The sequence below is a fragment of the Pseudomonas sp. CROZ-RG-20F-R04-15 genome (genome assembly GCF_022662375.1).
Taxonomy (GTDB): Bacteria; Pseudomonadota; Gammaproteobacteria; order Pseudomonadales; family Pseudomonadaceae; genus Aquipseudomonas.
On sequence record NZ_JAKNQL010000004.1, the window covers coordinates 265,075 to 282,562 of the forward strand.

General features: G+C 59.9%; 17 protein-coding genes, 1 pseudogene and 1 riboswitch. Of the genes and pseudogenes, 7 read left to right on the forward strand and 11 right to left on the reverse strand.

Annotation, left to right across the window (positions count from 1 at the left end; all coding sequences use genetic code 11):
* Positions 1-21: 21 nt before the first annotated feature.
* The 3 genes from L8H52_RS09020 to L8H52_RS09030 form a co-directional block, all read right to left on the reverse strand.
* Positions 22-1,911: a DUF1302 domain-containing protein gene (locus L8H52_RS09020; RefSeq protein WP_242206809.1), complete on the reverse strand. Its 1,890-nt coding sequence runs from the start codon at positions 1,909-1,911 to the stop codon at positions 22-24.
* 337 nt (positions 1,912-2,248) lie between these two features.
* Positions 2,249-3,931, reverse strand: coding sequence for a fatty acid--CoA ligase (locus L8H52_RS09025; protein ID WP_242206810.1), 1,683 nt, complete (start codon positions 3,929-3,931; stop codon positions 2,249-2,251).
* A 146-nt stretch (positions 3,932-4,077) separates the two neighbouring features.
* The gene (locus tag L8H52_RS09030) at positions 4,078-5,262 is read right to left on the reverse strand and encodes an MFS transporter (RefSeq protein ID WP_242206811.1); all 1,185 of its coding nucleotides are present in this window, start codon (positions 5,260-5,262) and stop codon (positions 4,078-4,080) included.
* 86 nt (positions 5,263-5,348) lie between these two features.
* Between L8H52_RS09030 and L8H52_RS09035 the strand changes: the two genes are divergently transcribed.
* Complete coding sequence (locus tag L8H52_RS09035; RefSeq protein ID WP_242206812.1) at positions 5,349-6,113, forward strand: helix-turn-helix transcriptional regulator; 765 nt, start codon at positions 5,349-5,351, stop codon at positions 6,111-6,113.
* A gap of 7 nt (positions 6,114-6,120) precedes the next feature.
* Here the strand turns inward: L8H52_RS09035 and L8H52_RS09040 are convergent.
* Positions 6,121-6,243, reverse strand: a pseudogene (locus L8H52_RS09040) (metal ABC transporter ATP-binding protein); the annotation flags it as partial.
* A complete protein-coding gene (locus L8H52_RS09045) occupies positions 6,240-6,869 on the reverse strand; it encodes a LysE family transporter (protein WP_242206813.1) in 630 nt (209 codons plus the stop codon). The gene L8H52_RS09045 and the pseudogene L8H52_RS09040, both read right to left, overlap by 4 nt.
* Before the next feature lie 91 nt (positions 6,870-6,960).
* Between L8H52_RS09045 and L8H52_RS09050 the strand changes: the two genes are divergently transcribed.
* The 3 genes from L8H52_RS09050 (at position 6,961) to L8H52_RS09060 (ending at position 9,804) form a co-directional block, all read left to right on the forward strand.
* A complete protein-coding gene (locus L8H52_RS09050) occupies positions 6,961-7,926 on the forward strand; it encodes a 2-hydroxyacid dehydrogenase (protein ID WP_242206814.1) in 966 nt (321 codons plus the stop codon).
* A gap of 32 nt (positions 7,927-7,958) precedes the next feature.
* Positions 7,959-8,957: a class I SAM-dependent methyltransferase gene (locus L8H52_RS09055; RefSeq protein WP_122604818.1), complete on the forward strand. Its 999-nt coding sequence runs from the start codon at positions 7,959-7,961 to the stop codon at positions 8,955-8,957.
* A gap of 51 nt (positions 8,958-9,008) precedes the next feature.
* Positions 9,009-9,131, forward strand: a riboswitch (yybP-ykoY riboswitch).
* A gap of 88 nt (positions 9,132-9,219) precedes the next feature.
* Positions 9,220-9,804, forward strand: coding sequence for a TMEM165/GDT1 family protein (locus tag L8H52_RS09060; protein WP_077574495.1), 585 nt, complete (start codon positions 9,220-9,222; stop codon positions 9,802-9,804).
* Between the two features lie 137 nt (positions 9,805-9,941).
* On the opposite strand, the gene L8H52_RS09065 is transcribed toward L8H52_RS09060, so the two are convergent.
* A complete protein-coding gene (locus L8H52_RS09065) occupies positions 9,942-10,760 on the reverse strand; it encodes a M48 family metallopeptidase (RefSeq protein WP_175553232.1) in 819 nt (272 codons plus the stop codon).
* Positions 10,761-11,022: 262 nt separating this feature from the next.
* Between L8H52_RS09065 and L8H52_RS09070 the strand changes: the two genes are divergently transcribed.
* Positions 11,023-13,164 (forward strand): methyl-accepting chemotaxis protein, encoded by a 2,142-nt coding sequence (locus L8H52_RS09070; RefSeq protein WP_242206815.1) that lies wholly within the window; start codon positions 11,023-11,025, stop codon positions 13,162-13,164.
* Positions 13,165-13,371: 207 nt separating this feature from the next.
* Here L8H52_RS09070 and L8H52_RS09075 read toward each other — a convergent pair whose 3' ends face one another.
* Genes L8H52_RS09075 through L8H52_RS09085 form a run of 3 tightly spaced genes read right to left on the reverse strand, consistent with a single transcriptional unit; the run spans position 13,372 to position 14,484 of the window.
* The gene (locus L8H52_RS09075; RefSeq protein WP_123376569.1) at positions 13,372-13,995 is read right to left on the reverse strand and encodes an SOS response-associated peptidase; all 624 of its coding nucleotides are present in this window, start codon (positions 13,993-13,995) and stop codon (positions 13,372-13,374) included.
* Positions 13,996-14,031: 36 nt separating this feature from the next.
* The gene (locus L8H52_RS09080) at positions 14,032-14,292 is read right to left on the reverse strand and encodes a DUF2007 domain-containing protein (RefSeq protein ID WP_025109321.1); all 261 of its coding nucleotides are present in this window, start codon (positions 14,290-14,292) and stop codon (positions 14,032-14,034) included.
* Between the two features lie 9 nt (positions 14,293-14,301).
* Entirely contained in the window at positions 14,302-14,484 is a 183-nt protein-coding gene (locus tag L8H52_RS09085; RefSeq protein WP_093441321.1) for a CPXCG motif-containing cysteine-rich protein, read from the reverse strand.
* Positions 14,485-14,626: 142 nt separating this feature from the next.
* On the opposite strand from L8H52_RS09085, the gene L8H52_RS09090 reads away from it, so the two are divergent.
* Positions 14,627-15,790: a 1-acyl-sn-glycerol-3-phosphate acyltransferase gene (locus tag L8H52_RS09090; protein ID WP_242206816.1), complete on the forward strand. Its 1,164-nt coding sequence runs from the start codon at positions 14,627-14,629 to the stop codon at positions 15,788-15,790.
* A 60-nt stretch (positions 15,791-15,850) separates the two neighbouring features.
* On the opposite strand, the gene L8H52_RS09095 is transcribed toward L8H52_RS09090, so the two are convergent.
* A complete protein-coding gene (locus L8H52_RS09095; protein WP_007912825.1) occupies positions 15,851-16,129 on the reverse strand; it encodes a hypothetical protein in 279 nt (92 codons plus the stop codon).
* Between the two features lie 193 nt (positions 16,130-16,322).
* Here L8H52_RS09095 and L8H52_RS09100 point away from each other — a divergent pair, with 193 nt between their 5' ends.
* Positions 16,323-16,529 (forward strand): hypothetical protein, encoded by a 207-nt coding sequence (locus L8H52_RS09100; RefSeq protein ID WP_008083982.1) that lies wholly within the window; start codon positions 16,323-16,325, stop codon positions 16,527-16,529.
* Between the two features lie 264 nt (positions 16,530-16,793).
* On the opposite strand, the gene L8H52_RS09105 is transcribed toward L8H52_RS09100, so the two are convergent.
* On the reverse strand, positions 16,794-17,378 hold the full coding sequence (locus L8H52_RS09105; RefSeq protein ID WP_034154336.1) for a YajG family lipoprotein: 585 nt from the start codon (positions 17,376-17,378) through the stop codon (positions 16,794-16,796).
* Positions 17,379-17,488 lie beyond the last annotated feature (110 nt).

Consider the following 17,488-nt stretch of genomic DNA (forward strand, 5'->3'; position numbering starts at 1 on the left):
GTTCGTCCTGAAATGCAGTGCTTAGAAGTTCACGCCGAAGCTGAGCGCAACGAAGTCGCGATCATCCACAGTGGTGTACTTGCCATCGAAGAAGTTGGTGTAAGCCAGGCTCGCGGTGTAGGTGTTCTGGTATTCGGCATCGACGCCCAGGCTGACCGCTTTGCGACCTTCCTCGAAGTTACCGCCAGGGCCTGGCGAGTAACCGCTGACGTCGTGGGACCAGGCCACGTTCGGCTTGAGGTTCACACCGGCGAAGACGTCGTTGTATTCCCAGATGGCGCGACCGCGGTAGCCCCACGACATCGACGTGGTGAAGCCGTCGTTGTCGCAGTTGCGGCTGCGGTTGTTCTGCGGCGAACCTGCCCCTGCACCGTTGATGGTGCTGGCATTGAGGATGTTGGCGCAGGTGTTGACACCGCCAGTGGCCGGCAACTCACCCGGGCCGTACACCGGATCGCGGCCATAACGCATGTCGGAACGGCTTTCCAGCCCGCCGACGTAGGTCGCGCCGACTTCGCCGACGAGGGTCAGACGGCTGGCGCCCATGACCTGATCGAAGAAGTGCGTGAACGTTGTCTGGATCTGGGTGATTTCCTTGCGCTCGTAACCGTGCAGATCCTGACCCGGCACGCCGTTCAGTATCGAAGCGTTGGTCAGTGCGCCGCCGATCGGACGCACACCGGCGAACAGGATGTCGGTGGAGTTCAGTTGTACCGGTGCGTTCGGACGGTAGCTGATCTCACCACTCCACGCCGTACCGGTAGGCAGCGTGGTGGAGAAGCTCAGACCGTAGAGGCGAATGTCTTCAGGGTATTCAATGAAGTAATTCGAGTTGCCCGCGACCAGCAATGGGGCGAGTGCCGCAAAAGGACCTGGCAGCGCGCGTGCCGTGTTGTAGACCGATTGTGGCGCACCGGTGGCGCTGAAGATCGGCGCACGGCTGTGGTAGTTCATGAAGTAGGCGCCGAACTCGGTGTCGAGCGGCTCGTACATGTATTTGAAGGATGCGCCCCACTGACCGCTGTCGCGGGCATCGCGGTCCGGACCACGGCGCACCAGAACGCCTTCTTCGTTGACGTTGACACCGTTGGCGGCCAATGGTCCCAGGGCGATGGCCGGGATTTGTGAACGCTTGTTCAGCACGCGCAGGTTGTCGTTGCAACCGTCGGCCACGATATCCGGCTGCGAGAAGAACGTGCCGCAGTTGTCGACAACGGTCTGGTCCCATTCCAGTTGATAGAACGCTTCGGCCGAGAGGTTTTCGGTCAGGCTCTGCGAGACGTAGAACATGTTGACCGGGATCAGGCCTTCCTTGATCTCGGCACCCGGACGACGGAAAGCGGAGACGTCGATCGGGTTGATCGAGTTGATGCCGCCGCCGATGAAGGTACTTTCACCCCAGCTCACTACCTGCTTGCCCAGTCGCACGGAACCCGGCTCATCGGCAATCGAGTAGTTGTGGTAGACGAAGGCGTCGAGTATCTCGGCGCCCGAAGACTTGGCGCCTTCTTTACGGCCCGAATCGCTGATGTCCTTGAACTCGCGGCTTTCATCCTTGAGTTCGAAGTCGTACCAGTATTTGCCACGGACGAACACGCCGGTGTCGCCGTACTTCAATTCAAGGTCATGGATACCCTTGAAGATCTTCGAAAAGGTTTCACCGCTCTTGAAGTTGGCGTGACCGTCGTCGGACGTCTGCGACAGGCCGTGGCCGCCGTTGTTGACGCCGATGAGGTTCTTGTTCGGGTTCTGAGTAGACCAACTGGCACCGATCGACAGGGATGAGTCGAACTGGCCTTCGATTTCACCGACGTTGAAACTGACGCCGAATGCGGGCCCGGCGAGCGAAGAGGCAAGACTGACCGCCAGAGGCAGTTTCGCCCGGCGCCAGAACTGGTTTACTGAGGTCATCGACGCTACTCCATGTGCATTATTGTTATGGCAGTGAGTACTTTTAAAAACGCCTGAAGGACCGGGTGCCAGAGACAGCCCGAAGTCACTCCAAAGATGCATCGCCCCGTTTTGTGCGTTTGCCCCGTTCTTAAAAATCCTTGAGCGGACTATAGCCAGCAGGTGGTACTGCTTGATCCCTCTAAAGTGTGATTTGCAGCTGCCAACCACTCTGGAACAGTCCTTTCGCCAGTCCGACAGATGTCGGCACGGCAAGGATGGCCTAATTTTTCGATTTCACAAGCCAAGCGCTTGCTTGGTGGGTCTGGCGCGCCGGTTTCGGCGCGCCAGCAGACACTTAAAGTGTCGAGAGGAAGGTGCTGTTGTTGGCCTGCCATTCGGTGATGTCGAGGCGGATGCGCTTCTTGTCGAGCTTGCCGACGCTGGTCTTGGGAATTTCGGTAACAAGGGCGATCTGACTCGGAATCGCCCACTTGCTCAAGTGGCCCAACTCCACGAACGGCTTGAGGTGTTCCTTGAGCTCACGCGCCCCGATCACGTGCCCTTCGCGGATCACCAGCAGAGCAAACGGACGCTCGCCCCACTGCGGATCGGCGATGCCCACCACTGCTACTTCGCGTACCGCGACGTGACGGCTGATCAAATCCTCGAGGTCCAGAGAAGAGATCCATTCGCCGCCGGTCTTGATCACGTCCTTGATGCGGTCGCGGATATCGATCACGCCCATGCTGTCGAGTGTGGCGACGTCGCCAGTGTGCAGCCAGCCGCCGGCCCAGAGCTCGGCGCCCTTCTGCGGCTCGTTGAAATAACCCTCGGTGAGCCACGGGGCGCGCAGCACCAATTCGCCTTGGGTCTCACCGTCGGCGGGGAGAAATTTACCCTCGCCGTCAACGATCGCCGCTTCCACCAGCGGCCCCGGTACGCCAGCCTTGATCCGGTAAGTGGTGCGTTCGTCTTCGGTGCCGGCCATCAGCTCATCGTTGAGGTGCGCGCAGGAAACCAATGGCCCGGTTTCCGACATGCCGTAGGCGGCGGTGAGCTGAATGCCGCGCGCCTTGGCGGTTTCGTACAGGGTGCGATTGAGCGCGCTGCCGCCAATGACGATTTTCCAGCCGCCGAAATCAGTGTTCTGCGCGCCTTTGGCGTTGAGCAGCATTTGCAGGATGGTCGGCACGCAGTGAGAGAAGGTGACCTTTTCCTTGCGCCACAACTCGACGAGAAACTCGGGATCGTAACGCCCCGGATAAACCTGTTTAAGGCCAAGCATGGTCGCCACGTACGGCAGACCCCAGGCGTGAACGTGGAACATCGGCGTGATCGGCATGTACACATCGTTGGTGCCAAGCAGGCGCACGCTGTCAATCGAGCCCATGATCGTCGACACGCCCATGGTGTGCAGCACCAGTTGCCGATGGGTGAAATACACGCCTTTCGGGTTGCCAGTGGTGCCGGTGGTGTAGAACGTGGTGGCGACGGAGTTTTCGTCGAAGTCCTGGAAGTCGTACTGCGGGCTCGCGGCGGCCAGCAGTTGCTCGTACTCGCCGACCAGATTCGGCAAGTCGGCAGTTTTCTCCGGCAGATCGGTCAGCAGCAGGGTTTTCTCGACCGTGGTCAGGTGCGGTGCGATCGCTTGGTACAGGCCAACAAACTCGCTGTTGACCAGCACAAAGCGGTCCTCGGCGTGGTTCATGGTGTAGAGGATCTGTTCCGGCGACAGACGCACGTTGATCGTGTGGATCACCGCGCCAATCATCGGAATCGCAAACATGCATTCCAGATAACGGTGGCTGTCCCAGTCCATCACCGCCACCGTATCACCGGCCTTCACACCGGCCGCCGTGAGCACATTGGCCAGGCGTGCCACCCGTTCGATCAGCGTCGGGTAGCTATAGCGCAACTGGTCACGGTAGATGATCTCGCGGGTTTTCTCGTAACGGGCGCCGGACATCAGCAGCCGTTTGATCAGCAATGGATACTGGTAGGCCCCATCGGCCGGGGGAATGACGCGAGTCTGCAACATAAGAATCCCTTTTCTGACTGCACGGTGTTGGCGTAGAGATTGGTACTCTAGAACCCTTATACGCCAGCCAAATCAGCCAAAGGAATGATTTGCAAAGCCGTACAAATGCTAGCTTTGCGCCAGCATTTGCCGGTTTTCGTTATCTGTCAGGCGGTTTGTCCTACAGCCTCTTCAGAAGGCGTACGTGGGAAAACCACCGCAGCGAGGAAGGTCAACGCGCCGAAGCCCGCAAGAATCAAATACAGGCCTACGAAACCTTGGCGCGGTTCGACATAGGAAATCAGCGGAATCGCCGTCGCACTGGCACCGAACGATAAACAGTAACGCAGGGCGAAGATTCGCGATTGCCATTGCGGGGCGACGAAGTTGGCAACCATTGCATCGTTCACTGTTACCTGACCAAACACCACGAACATGAACGCTGCGCCGAGGGCGATTACCGTCCAGCCGTCGGCATAAGCCAGCGCGAACAGCAGCGGTGCCTGGCACAACGTCAGGACAATGAACGGCCACTTCAGACTGAAGCGGTGCAACACTCGGCCAATGCTCAACTGCGCCACCGCGCCAAACGCATAAGCCAGACTGACCACCACACCGAGGGTTTGCGGCGAAGCGAACAGCTCATGCAAACGTTCCTGAAACAGTTTCGGATAAGTCATGGTGGTGGCGTTGAACACCACGCCGCCAGTGGCGGTGGCCAGCGCCAGCACGCCAAACACCATGACCATCGAAATGCGCTGGCCCGCGGCGCCTTTGAGCGGCGTGTGCGGGCGTTTCGGGATCGGTTCTTCTCGCACCTGCAAGGCGAAACCGATGCCCAACACAATCGCCACCACGCCCGGTAACAGAAACGCCGAGCGCCAGCCGAACTGCGCCACCAGCAAGCCTGTGATCAGCGCCGAAAACGCCACGCCCAGATTGCCCCACATGCCGTTGATGCCAATTTCACGGCCACGGTTTTGCGCATAAGCCACCAGCATCGCCGTGCCCACCGGGTGATAAATCGCTGCGAAAATGCCGATCAGGGTCAGGCCGGTCACCAGCATGGTCGGGCTGTTGCTCAGGCCGGTGAAAATCGCCGAAGCGCCAATACCGAAGAAAAACACCAGCATCATCTGCCGCCGACTCCAGTGATCGCCGAGCCAACCGGCGGGTAGCGAGCAGGCACCGAAGGCAATGAAGCCCCCCAGTGACAGGCCGATCAGCGCGGCATAGTCGAGACCAAAGGCCTCGGTCATGCCGAGCACGGCGGCGGGAAAAATCAGCATGAACATGTGATCGATCACATGCGCGGCGTTGATGTAGCGGATGACGTTTCTCGATTGATTCATGGCTGCACGCTTTTACGTTGTTGTGTACCGCTTATGCTAAGTTGGCGAAAAAGCGCATTCCTGCCAAACAAGTCATCGAATCCGACATGTTGATCAGCCACTTCGAACACGGCCCGGTGAGCGCCTATCCCCGGGATTATCTGGACGGCGCGCACCAGCCGTTGCATCTGCATCGCGAGGCGCAGTTGTTGTATGCCGTCAGCGGGATCATGCGCGTGGTCACCGAACGCGGGGCGTGGGTGATTCCGCCGAGCCGCGCGGTATGGATTCCACCAGAGGTGGGGCACGAGATTTTCATGAGTGGCGATGTGCAAATGCGCTCGCTGTTCATCGCTCCCGAGCTGTCGCCCGCCGCCCTGCAGCAATGCTGTGTGCTGGCGGTGACGCCGTTGTTGCGCGAGCTGATCCTGCGTGCCGTGCAAGGCCCGCCGCACGCCGACAATCCGTTGATTCAGCAATTGATGCTCGAAGAACTGGCCAGCCTGGAAAACCTGCCGCTGCATATCCCGATGCCCACTGACCGGCGCCTGCAGAACATCTGTCTGGCGCTGCTGCACACGCCCGATCATCCCAATACGCTGGAAGACTGGGCTCAGCAGGTCGGTGCCAGCTCACGGACATTGGCGCGGTTGTTCCAGCAACAATTGCAGATGAGTTTCAACGCCTGGCGCCAGCAATTGCGCCTGATGGAAGCCCTGCCGCGCCTGCTCGCCGGAGACAGCGTGCAGCGTGTGGCGCAGGACCTGGGTTACGGCAGCGCGCGGGCGTTCAGCGCGATGTTTCGGCGTTTGCTTGGGGAGAATCCCCGCGACTACTTGAATACCCTGAGCAAGCTCAGCGCACTCCTTTAGAAATCACCCCAATAACTTGTGGGAGCGAGCCTGCTCGCGAAGGCGGTAAATCAGCCGCTAACGATATCGACTGACAAGACGCCTTCGCGAGCAGGCTCGCTCCCACAGGTTGTTCTCGGTGTTTTCTCAATGCATCTCGGTGAAGGCGATTTTCACGCCGAGAGCGATCAGCACCGCGCCCATCGTGCGATCGAACCAGTGGCCCATGCGGGCGAAACCGGCGCGCACGCGTTGCTGGCTGAACAGCATCGCGACGAGGCAAAACCACAGGGCCGTTGCGACCGCCAGATAAACCCCGTAACCGGCCTGTATCGCCAGCGGCGTATGCGGGTTGATCACCACGGTGAACAGCGACAGGAAGAACAGCGTGGCTTTCGGATTCAGACCGTTGGTCACAAAGCCCGAGGTGAACGCGCCGCGAGCGGTGCGCACGCCGGCCTCTTTGTGCAGATCATCGGTCACGGTTTTTGCCGGTTGCGCACGCAAGGCTTTGAAACCGATGTACAGCAGATAAGCCGCAGCGGCCCATTTCAAGGCGTTGAACAGCACGATCGACTGCGAAACGATCAGGCCGATACCGAGCAGCGAATAACCGACGTGGAGGAAAATTGCCGTGCCCACACCCAGTGCGGTCCAGGTGCCGGCGCGGCGACCGTGGGTCACGCTCTCGCGCACCACCACGGCAAAGTCCGGGCCGGGGCTGGCCACGGCCAACAGATGGATCAGTGCAACGGTCACGAACTCGGTCCAGTACATGGGGGCTCCTTTCGGCCAAGCGTATCAATTTGTTTCATCTGGTAGGCTCGGCAGATTACGCCCTACGCTCACAGCACAAAAGGTACAGTTGATGACGAACACGCGCCGCGCGGTATTCCTTGATCACCCTTCGCTGGATCTCGGCGATCTGGACCTCAGTCCATTGCGTGATTGTTTCAGCGATTTGCAGTTGTTCGCCCAGACTTTGCCCGAGCAGGTTGCCGAGCGCCTGCAAGGCGCCACCGTGGCGATCAGCAACAAGATCCTGATCGACGCCGCCGCGATGGCCGCCAATCCCGATCTGAAACTGATCCTGATCACCGCCACCGGCACTAACAACGTCGACCTCGCTGCCGCCCGCGCGCAGGGCATCACCGTGTGCAACTGCCAGGGTTACGGCACGCCGTCGGTGGCGCAGCACACGATCATGCTGCTGCTCAACCTCGCCACCCGCCTGGCCGATTACCAGAAAGCCGTCAGCGAAGGCCGTTGGCAGCAGGCCAAACAGTTCTGTCTGCTCGACTATCCGATCGTTGAGCTGGAAGGCAAAACCCTCGGCCTGCTCGGTCATGGCGAACTCGGTGGCGCGGTAGCGCGGCTGGCCGAAGCCTTCGGCATGCGCGTGTTGCTCGGGCAGATTCCCGGGCGCCCTGCTCGCCCGGATCGTCTGCCGCTGGATCAATTGCTGCCACAAATCGACGCCCTCACTCTGCATTGCCCGCTCAACGAGCACACGCGCCACTTCATCGGTGCCCGCGAACTGGCCTCGATGAAGCCCGGTGCGTTCGTGGTCAACACCGCCCGTGGCGGTCTGATCGATGAACAGGCGCTGGCCGATGCCTTGCGCAATGGCCACCTCGGCGGCGCGGCTACCGATGTGTTGAGTGTCGAGCCACCGACCCAAGGCAATCCGTTGCTCGCGGCGGACATTCCACGCCTGATCGTTACGCCACACAACGCCTGGGGTAGTCGCGAGGCACGCCAGCGCATTGTCGGCCAATTGCGCGAAAACGCTCAGGCGTTCTTCAGCGGTAAGGCGCTGCGGGTCGTCAGTTGATAAACTGCGGCACTTTTTTTTGAGGAGCAGTTATGGATCCGCGCAGTGAAGTACTGCTTCGTCAGCCCGAGTTGTTTCAAGGTTCGCTGTTGCTGGCCGGTTTGCCCGCCGACGATTTGCTCGGTCGCCTGCCCAACGCGTTCGGCTGGTGCTGGCATGCCGGCGACCAGGCCGCGCTGGACGCACGTTTCGAAGGTCGCAGCCATTTCGGCGTGAACGTGCCGGAGCGCGAGTTCGACAGCGCCGTGGTGTTTCTGCCCAAGTCCAAGGACCTGACCGATTACATCCTCAACGCCGTGGCTGCGCGTCTGGCCGGGCGTGAAGTGTTTCTGGTCGGGGAAAAACGCAGCGGCATCGAGGGTGCATCCAAGCAGCTCAATCCGTTCGGCAAGCCACGCAAGCTCGACAGCGCGCGCCACTGCCAGTTGTGGCAAGTGACTGTGGCCAACGCCCCGGAAGCGAAATCCCTGGAAAGTCTGGCACAGACTTACGAACTGCCACTGGCTGAAGGCCCATTGAAAGTCATCAGCCTGCCGGGCGTGTTCAGCCACGGTCGCCTGGATCGCGGCAGCGCCCTGTTGCTGGAGCATCTGGACAAATTGCCGAGCGGCCATTTGCTCGACTTCGGTTGCGGCGCTGGCGTGCTGGGGGCTGCGGTAAAACGTCGCTATCCGCACAATCAAGTGACGTTGCTGGACGTGGATGCTTTCGCTGCTGCCAGCAGCCGTCTGACGCTGGCTGCCAACGGTCTGGAAGCCGAAGTGTTGACCGGGGACGGGATCGACGCTGCGCCGATGGGTTTGAACGCGATTCTGAGCAACCCGCCGTTTCATGTCGGCGTACACACCGATTATTTCGCTACGGAAAACTTGCTGCGAAAAGCGGCCAAACATCTGAAAAACGGCGGCGAACTGCGCTTGGTGGCGAACAGCTTCCTCAAGTATCAGCCGCTGATCGAAGAACATCTGGGCGTGTGTGCGATCAAGGCCGAGGGCAATGGTTTCCGGATTTACCGAGCCAAGCGCGGCTGAAACCTCTTTTAAAAAAGAGGCTTGCTCAATCGGATTTGCCTAGGCAGAATCCGCTCCGTCCTAGGGGAGTAGTCTCCCACGAGCGCCAAGCTCGTCCGGCATACGTCAACATACTTGATCCTCAGATCATGGCGTATGCGACCCAAGCGTCCGCAGCAGACGGATCGCAGGGTTTGACAAGACCTATGACACGCACACCTTACCCGGGGCGGGAAGGCTGTACGTGTCATAGCCGTGTCGACCCGCCCCTTAGGAAATCCTGATGCTGGACTCGTTACTCGTTCCCACCGCAATCGTTGCCTTGGCCGAAATCGGCGACAAGACGCAACTGCTCGCGCTGATTCTCGCCGCTCGCTTCCGCAAACCCTGGCCGATCATTGCCGGCATTGTCGCTGCGACCCTGGCCAACCACGCAGCAGCCGGTGCGGTAGGCGCCTGGTTCGGCAGTTTCTTCTCGAATGCGACACTGCACTGGATCCTCGCCGCAAGCTTCACGGCCACGGCGTTGTGGACGCTGGTCCCGGACAAAATGGACGACGATGAAACCAGCACCGCGCGCAAGTTCGGGCCGTTCCTGACCACGCTGATTGCGTTCTTCCTGGCGGAAATGGGCGACAAGACTCAGGTCGCGACAGTGATGCTCGCCGCGCAATATCCGGAACTGTGGCTGGTAATTATCGGTACTACTGCGGGCATGTTGATTGCCAACGTGCCAGTGGTTCTGGCGGGTAATTTTGCTGCGGACAAACTGCCGCTGACCTTGATCCGCCGCCTCGCGGCTTCGGCGTTCATGATTCTGGCGATCGTTGCGGTGTACAAGGCGATGCAGAGCAGTGGCTGGGTGTGACGGCGTAAGTCGATAGACCGCGTCAGCGTTCTTCGTCGGAACGCCGCCCGGAGACAGGCTCGCTCCCACAATGGAATGCATTTCAAAGTGGGAGCGAGCCTGCTCGCGAAGGGGCCATCAGCCTCGCTGCAAAACCATCAGGATTTCGGAGCCTGTTCGTACAGCGGCATAACCTTCGGAATCGCCGCCTGCAACGAGGCAATCCGGCTGGCCGAGGCCGGGTGAGTACTCATGAACTCCGGCGGTGCACCTTCCGACGCCTTGCTCATTTTGTTCCACAAGGTGATCGCGGCGTTCGGGTTGTAGCCGGCGCGTGCGGCCAGCTCCAGGCCAATCAGATCAGCTTCGTTTTCGTTGGCGCGGCTGTTCGGCAGGGTCATGCCGTAGTTGGCCACGGTATCGGCCAGCGCCAGACTGTCCTGACCCAGACCGAGCAATGCACCCGCGCCCTGCTTGGCCATTTCAATCCCGTAGGCCTTGGACATCGCTTCACGACCGTGCTCGCGCAAGGCGTGGGCGATTTCATGGCCCATGACTGCGGCGATCTCATCGTCGGTGAGTTTCAGGCTGTCGATCAGCCCGGTGTAGAAAATGATCTTGCCGCCAGGCCCGCAGTTGGCGTTGAGCTCATCGCTCTTGATCAGATTGACTTCCCACTGCCATTGCGCCGCATCCGGACGGAAATTCGGCGCCTGGGCGATCAAGCGATTGGCAATTGCCTGAACCCGTTTGGCCTCAGGACTGGTCTTGTCCAGCACACCCTTGCTGGAGGCTTCACCGACAGTCTTCTGATACGACTGGGCATACATCTGGTCGACCTCTTGCGAGGACAGCATGCTGAACATGTACTGCTTGCGCTCCACACCCACGGCGCCGCCGCTGGTGGTGTTGACCGACTGACAACCGGCCAGCAACAGCGCTGCGCTCAGTGCACTTACAACCAATGTCTTGTTCATTCAAAAGCTCCCTGAAAACCTGCGCGTATCCTAGGCGGGTAATTGTATCGACGCCAGATACAACGGACGTGTTGCAGCGACTTTCAGACGTTTCCCACCAGAGCTGTCGTAAAAAATTCACAGCGACTGCCAAGCCCCGTGCAACTGCGTCGCGCACAGATCCATTTGCGACATCGGCTTGCAATTGCACTGGCTCGCACTCATGGCCCAATGCCGCCTGCCGATACATCACCGCAGACGTCCTCTTGCGTGCGGAGCTCCCATGAAGTTCAAGTCGATCCAGTTTTCCGTCGCCGCCCTGGCTGGCGCCATCGTCCTCAGCGTGGTCGCTGCGCTGGTGCTGTATGCGCTGTTTTCCGGCGCCCGTACGCAAGAGATGGTGCAGCAGCGCACCCAGGCGCAGTTCGAGCAAGTCATCGAGCAGCGCCTGACTTCGCTGGCACAAACCCAGGTCAGTCAGATCCAGCGTGAACTCGAAGCGCCGCTGCTGATTGCCGGCGGGCTGGTGCGGGTCAACGCCCTGCTCGGCACACCGGGCGCCGATGGTCAGCCGCGCCTCACTGTCAGCCGCGAGCAACTGATCAGCCTGATCAAAGAGAACGTCGAAAAGAACCCGAAGATTCTCGGCACTTACATCGGCTGGGAAAAGAACGCCCTCGACCACAACGACGCGGCCTACGTCGGCACCAGCGTGGTTGGCATCGACGCGGCCAACGGACGCTTCCTGCCATGGTGGTTCCGCAACGATGACGGCACCCTCGGCCTGGACAAACTGGTCGACGTCGACGACCAGAAAACCCTGTCCACCGGTGTACGCGCCAGCGAGTACTACTTGTGCTCGAAAGAGAGCAAAAAATCCTGCGTGATCGATCCGGCACCCTACAAGGTCGGTGACAAGATCGTCATGCTCGCCTCCTTTATTGAACCGATCATGCTCAACGGCGCCTTCCAGGGCATCGTCGGTGCTGACCTGTCGGTGAACTTCATCCAGGAAATGCTCCTCGCTGCCAACCAGAAGCTCTACAGCGGCGCCGGGAAAATGGCCCTGATCGGCGGCAACGGCCGCATCGTTGCCTACACCAAAGACGCCAGCAAATTCGGCGAGAAAGTCAGCGACATCCTCGACGCCGAGCAGATTGCCAACATGGCCAATCTCAAGCGCGGCGAAGTGACTTACTCGGTCAACAAGGACAAGGGTCGCATCGAACTGTACCTGCCATTCGGCATCGGCCAGACCGACGCACGCTGGACACTGATGCTGCAATTGCCTTTGAACGCGGTAATGGCGGATCTGCAAAAACTGCAGGCCGACCTCGATGCGCAACGCAAGTCCGACACCTTCGGCATGGCCATGGTTGGTCTGCTCATCGCCGGCCTCGGCCTGCTGGTGATCTGGCTGGTTGGCCACGGCATTGCCCGGCCGCTGAAGCAGATGGTCGCGATGCTCAATGACATCGCTCAAGGTGAAGGTGATCTGACCCGTCGCCTGAGCAGCGACCGCAGTGATGAACTGGGCTCGATCGCCAAAGGCTTCAACACGTTCCTGGCCAAGTTGCAGGCGATGATCACCCAGGTGGTGACGTCGGTGCAGAGCGTCAGCGATTCTTCGGAACACACCGCCGACATCGCGATTCGCACCAACATCGGTATCCAGAAACAAATGGCCGAGATCGATCAGGTGGCCACGGCGGTGCAGGAAATGACCGCCACTGCTCAGGATGTCGCGCGCAACGCTACGCAGGCTGCGCAAGCGGCCAGCCATGCCGATCAGGCAGCGAGTCAGGGCATGCAAATCGTGCGTGACACGTCCAATTCGATTGGCGTACTGGCCGTGGAAATCGGCAAGGCCGTAGACGTGGTGCAAACCTTGGCCAAGGACAGCGAAAACATCAATGCGATTCTCACGGCGATCCGCGGGATTGCCGAGCAAACCAACCTGCTGGCGCTGAACGCGGCAATTGAAGCAGCGCGCGCCGGGGAGCAAGGTCGCGGCTTTGCCGTGGTGGCCGACGAGGTGCGCAATCTGGCGCAGAAAACCCAGAAAGCCACTGAAGAAATCCAGAGCATGATCCAGCAACTGCAGCAGGGCACACGCGATGTCGTGCGGGTCATGGAAGACAGCCAGAACCGTACCGATGAAAGCGTGCAGCACGCGGCGAAAGCGGCTCAAGCGCTGGAAACGATTACTCAGGCGGTGTCGGTGATCAACGACATGAACACGCAGATTGCCAGTGCGGCCGAAGAGCAAAGCGCGGTGGCGGATGACATCAACCGCAATGTGATCAACATCGGGCAGGTAGCGAATGAAGTGGCGGGCGGTGCGGATGAGTCGAGTTCGGCGAGCGCCGATCTGACCAAGCTGGCGGAGCAGCAGCGGCGGTTGATCAATCAGTTCAAGGTCTGAAAAGCCAAGAGCACCCTCACCCTAGCCCTCTCCCAGAGGGAGAGGGGACTGACCGAGTTGTCTCCCGTCATACATCGACCTGAAATAAGCAGTCGATTATGGATTCAAAGCTGAGCGTTCAAGTCGGTGTATTTCGTCAATATCCCCCAATCAGACCCCTCTCCCTCCGGGAGAGGGCTAGGGTGAGGGGCTTTTGATCCACAGGCTTTAACCCGGGGTCAAACACTCCGGCCCATTGAGCTTCGGATCATTGATCAGATTCGCCAACACCCGCTCACGCAATGCAGCGGGTTCACTGGCCAGTAACCCCTGCAACACATGCAACGGCGTCTCGGGATCGAGCCACGCCGCCTGCCCCGCCTCATCAAGAATCAACGGCCGCCGCTGACTCGACGCCGGTTGAGTAATCACCGCCGTGCTCAACCAGACCTGCTCCTGCACCGGATACGCCTCCCAGATCGCCGCAAAAAACAGCGAAGCGCCCTCCCCCGGCGTCAGCCAGTAGGGCCGCTTGCGCTGGGTGCCGCGCCATTCGTAAAAACCGTTGGCGGGGAGCAGGCAGCGACGCTGGCGCAGCGCCTCACGAAACATCGGTTGCTCGGCAACCGTTTCCGCACGGGCATGCGCCGGCGTCTTCGACAGATCGGTCAGCCACGGCGGCGTCAGGCCCCAACGGGCGCGGGCTAAGGTGCGCTGGCCATCTTCACCGGCACGCAGCATCAACACCGAATCATTGGGGGAAATGTTCCACTGCGCCTGCTGATCGGCGGGAAAACCTGGCAGGGCCGCGAAATCGCGGTTCCAGCGAAACAGGGCATAACGTCCACACATGGGGCAACACGACTCTGAATTAAAACGAAGCTCAGCCTAACAGACCAGCGTGCCGGGGAAGCTCTCCGGTTCATCGCCGGGCAGCGGCAGCGCGGCATTGTACGCGGTGATCAGCTCGCGGGCGTATTCAGCCTGATCGTTATCCACCGACAGCCCGAGCAGGCCGAAGATCGGCAACTCACCGGTGCCGCCGAGCAGATCGCGGCCAACCAGATGCGCCTCGATGCCTTCACTGGCGAGCATGCCCTTGAGCATTTCGCCTTCCATCAGGTTTTCCGGCTCGTAGATTCGCTGCATGGGCGCGCCTCACTCGTTTTCGCTGAAGACTTCCAGAAACCAATCTTCTCCGTGGACCTGCAAGACAAACGTGATCGGCCGACAACACACCTGACAGTCCTCGATATAGGTCTGATCGCCGCCGGACAGGTCTACTGTCGTCTCGACCGTTTCACCACAATAAGGACATTCGTATTCAGCGGTTTCCAGCATCGCGGTCTCCCAAGTGACTTGTGCGTATAATCGCCGGTCTATTTGCAGGGCTATTTTTGTCTGGCTACTTTTTCAGACCGTGCCCCGCGGGTTTTCGATCAAAATCTTTACTTACCCTAGCCGTTTCCAACAAGAGAGCATGATGGGCGAATTCGATGCCATCCGACCTTACGACGACAGCGAAGTACCTGTGGTACTGGCAAGACTGCTCGGCGACAAGGCGTTTCTAGATATCCTCACCCACTTCCGCTTCCCGCGTTTTGCCGGTGCCTTCGGCTGGATGCTCAAACCACTTATAGCCCATCGGCTGCGTCGTGAGTTCGCCGACGTGACATCAGTGGCGACGTTGCAGGACAAGGTCGAGTCCTACGTCGACCACACCATCGAGCGCGCCACCGACGGCGTGACCTACACCGGTGTCGAGCAATTCAAGTCCGGCAGCGCCTATCTGTTCATCGCCAACCACCGCGACATCGTCATGGACCCGGCCTTCGTCAACTACGCCGTGTACCACGCCGGCCTGCCGACGCCGCGCATTGCGATTGGTGACAATCTGCTGCAGAAGCCGTTTGTCAGCGACCTGATGCGTCTGAACAAGAGCTTCATCGTCCACCGTTCAATCACCGGCCGTCGCGAAAAAATGGCCGCGTATCAACTGTTGTCGGCGTACATCAACCATTCGATACGCAACGATTGCGCCTCGATCTGGATCGCTCAGGCTGAAGGCCGGGCGAAGGACGGCGATGACCGCACCGAGTCGGCGATCCTCAAGATGTTCCACATGAGCCGCAAGGACGAGCCGTTCGGCGAAGTCATCCGCTCGCTGAACGTCACCCCGGTGTCGATCAGCTACGAATACGACCCGTGCGACCAGGCCAAGGCTCGCGAGCTGTACATCCGCGCCACCACCGGCACCTACGCGAAAGCGCCGGGCGAGGATGATGTGAGCATTGCCAAGGGCATCACCGGCTACAAGGGCCGGGTGCACGTGAACTTTGCCGCGCCGATCACCGAGCCGTTCGAGGACACCAAGCAATTGGCGGTCGAGATGGACAAGCAGATTCTCGGCGGTTACCGGTTATTCCCGGTGCATTACCTGGCGTATTCGCAGTGGGCTGATGCCGATCCGCAATTGAATGTGCCGAAGGCGGCCGAGGTGTTCCCGGCGGATGAGCTGGCCAAGGCGCAGGAAGAATGGCAGAGCCGGCTGGACGCGTGCCCGCAAGAGCATCGTCCGTATCTGGTGCTGCAATATGCGACGCCGGTGCGTAATCAGTACCGGGTCAAGGCTGGGTTGCCGCTATAAGCGGTTTCCAGCTGACGCAAAAACGGCGCCTTCGGGCGCCGTTTTTTATGCCTGAAGCTTTCAGAAGCGCGTACTGATCCAAGAAACGATCAGGGCCAGAGCGAGGCAAGCAAAACCGAAACGATAGAAAAACCGGTTCATGCGCAAGGTCGCCCAGTCCAGGATCGGCTCGGCATTCGGCTGCGCCTGACGCTGGGCGGCAATGCTGGCCATCGCGCGCTGTTCACGGCGGCGGGTGGCGTGCAGCAGCCAACTGCCGGGAAACGCCAACAACAACGCCAGCAAGTTGATCAACTTGGCGGGATGGGCGGTAAACAGCGTCATCAAGTGCAGCGACATCACAGACCTCTATCTGAACCGGTGTGGCAGACGCCAGATCGACGACCGCGGCGCGGATTCTACCCAAACCTGCCGGTTCAACCCCAGCCTTTGCGACAAATAACCTGACAATCGACCGATGGCTGTCCTGTGTCACGGCTTCGTCATATGGATAGGCCACCCTGCGCGCCTCGAAACACACATGGAACGCGACATGCTTCACGCTGAAAACCAGGATCGTCTGTACCTCATCACCCCTTACGACGAACAACAGAGCCTCGTCGGCAGCCTCGCCTTCAATGTTCAGGATCGCCATTGGCTGGTGTATTGCGCGCTGGGCGGGCATCAGCATGCGGATTTGCCCGAGACTGACTTACTGACTGGCGTCAGTGTCCTCGACTTTTACTCGCAGGCTGCCTGAGTCAAGAGCCCCTCACCCTAGCCCTCTCCCAGAGGGAGAGGGGACTGACCGAGTTGTTTATTCGAGGTACATCGACCTGAAAGTCCGAGATGAATGCAGGTCTCAAGAACAACACCGATCGGCTCCCTTCCCCCTCGCCCCCTTGGGGGAGAGGGCTGGGGTGAGGGGGATCGATCTCCCATACGACACAAATTCCAACCCTGACACCCACAAAAAAGCCCGGGCTCATCACTGATCCCGGGCTTTTTCACATCCGCCGAAAACTTACTCAGCGAGCACCTGACCCACAGTCGGATCCTTGAACAGACGCGTCAACGCATCGCTCAACACATCGCTGACCAGTTTGGTGTTGGTTTCCTGGTTCGGCGCCATGCCGAAACGCTGGTCCAGCGAAGCGCCGTAACGACCGCTGTAACGACGGTTGGCGTTCTGCACATCAGAGCGGAAGGTCGCGCCGATGGTCGCTTCAGTCACGTACATGCCTTCTTTCGGCGACTGATACTTCAGCTCGGCCAGGGTCACGGTCAGCTGCGGAGCGTTTGGCGCATTGTTGGTCGGGGTGAAGCCGAGCAGACGCACGGCGGCTTCAGCCTGAGCCTGCAGCTTCGGCAGGATCTGCTCGCGCTGCACGGTGATGGCGCTGGTTTCCGGGTACAGGCCGCCACGGGTACCGAGGGTTGGCGACGGACGACCGTCGACCACACGCACGACGACTGGCTGGCCACGGCCGACCGGTGCCAGCTGGGTGGTCAGCTTCGGCTCCGGGCTCAGTTGTTGCGGGCTGTGGGCGCAGCCGGCCAGGGTCAAACCGGCCACAGTGATCAAACCGAACAACAGGCGTTGCAACATGCTCTTCTCTCCAGAATCAGGCACAAACAGGCCGGCAGTATAGCGGTGGGCCACTGTGGGTCACCAGCACCGCACAGTGAATACTGAAATGTCTGACAAACCCCTGGGAA

Coding starts and splice junctions, on each gene's coding strand:
- L8H52_RS09030 (WP_242206811.1), bottom strand. CDS start 5,262: ATGAATCAATCGAGAAACGTCATCCGCTACATCAACGCCGCGCATGTG.
- L8H52_RS09055 (WP_122604818.1), top strand. CDS start 7,959: ATGGATCCGCGCAGTGAAGTACTGCTTCGTCAGCCCGAGTTGTTTCAA.
- L8H52_RS09050 (WP_242206814.1), top strand. CDS start 6,961: ATGACGAACACGCGCCGCGCGGTATTCCTTGATCACCCTTCGCTGGAT.
- L8H52_RS09045 (WP_242206813.1), bottom strand. CDS start 6,869: ATGTACTGGACCGAGTTCGTGACCGTTGCACTGATCCATCTGTTGGCC.
- L8H52_RS09100 (WP_008083982.1), top strand. CDS start 16,323: ATGCTTCACGCTGAAAACCAGGATCGTCTGTACCTCATCACCCCTTAC.
- L8H52_RS09105 (WP_034154336.1), bottom strand. CDS start 17,378: ATGTTGCAACGCCTGTTGTTCGGTTTGATCACTGTGGCCGGTTTGACC.
- L8H52_RS09075 (WP_123376569.1), bottom strand. CDS start 13,995: ATGTGTGGACGTTATGCCCTGTTTCGCTGGAACCGCGATTTCGCGGCC.
- L8H52_RS09085 (WP_093441321.1), bottom strand. CDS start 14,484: ATGCTGGAAACCGCTGAATACGAATGTCCTTATTGTGGTGAAACGGTC.
- L8H52_RS09060 (WP_077574495.1), top strand. CDS start 9,220: ATGCTGGACTCGTTACTCGTTCCCACCGCAATCGTTGCCTTGGCCGAA.
- L8H52_RS09065 (WP_175553232.1), bottom strand. CDS start 10,760: ATGAACAAGACATTGGTTGTAAGTGCACTGAGCGCAGCGCTGTTGCTG.
- L8H52_RS09070 (WP_242206815.1), top strand. CDS start 11,023: ATGAAGTTCAAGTCGATCCAGTTTTCCGTCGCCGCCCTGGCTGGCGCC.
- L8H52_RS09035 (WP_242206812.1), top strand. CDS start 5,349: ATGTTGATCAGCCACTTCGAACACGGCCCGGTGAGCGCCTATCCCCGG.
- L8H52_RS09025 (WP_242206810.1), bottom strand. CDS start 3,931: ATGTTGCAGACTCGCGTCATTCCCCCGGCCGATGGGGCCTACCAGTAT.
- L8H52_RS09080 (WP_025109321.1), bottom strand. CDS start 14,292: ATGCAGCGAATCTACGAGCCGGAAAACCTGATGGAAGGCGAAATGCTC.
- L8H52_RS09020 (WP_242206809.1), bottom strand. CDS start 1,911: ATGACCTCAGTAAACCAGTTCTGGCGCCGGGCGAAACTGCCTCTGGCG.
- L8H52_RS09095 (WP_007912825.1), bottom strand. CDS start 16,129: ATGTCGCTGCACTTGATGACGCTGTTTACCGCCCATCCCGCCAAGTTG.
- L8H52_RS09090 (WP_242206816.1), top strand. CDS start 14,627: ATGGGCGAATTCGATGCCATCCGACCTTACGACGACAGCGAAGTACCT.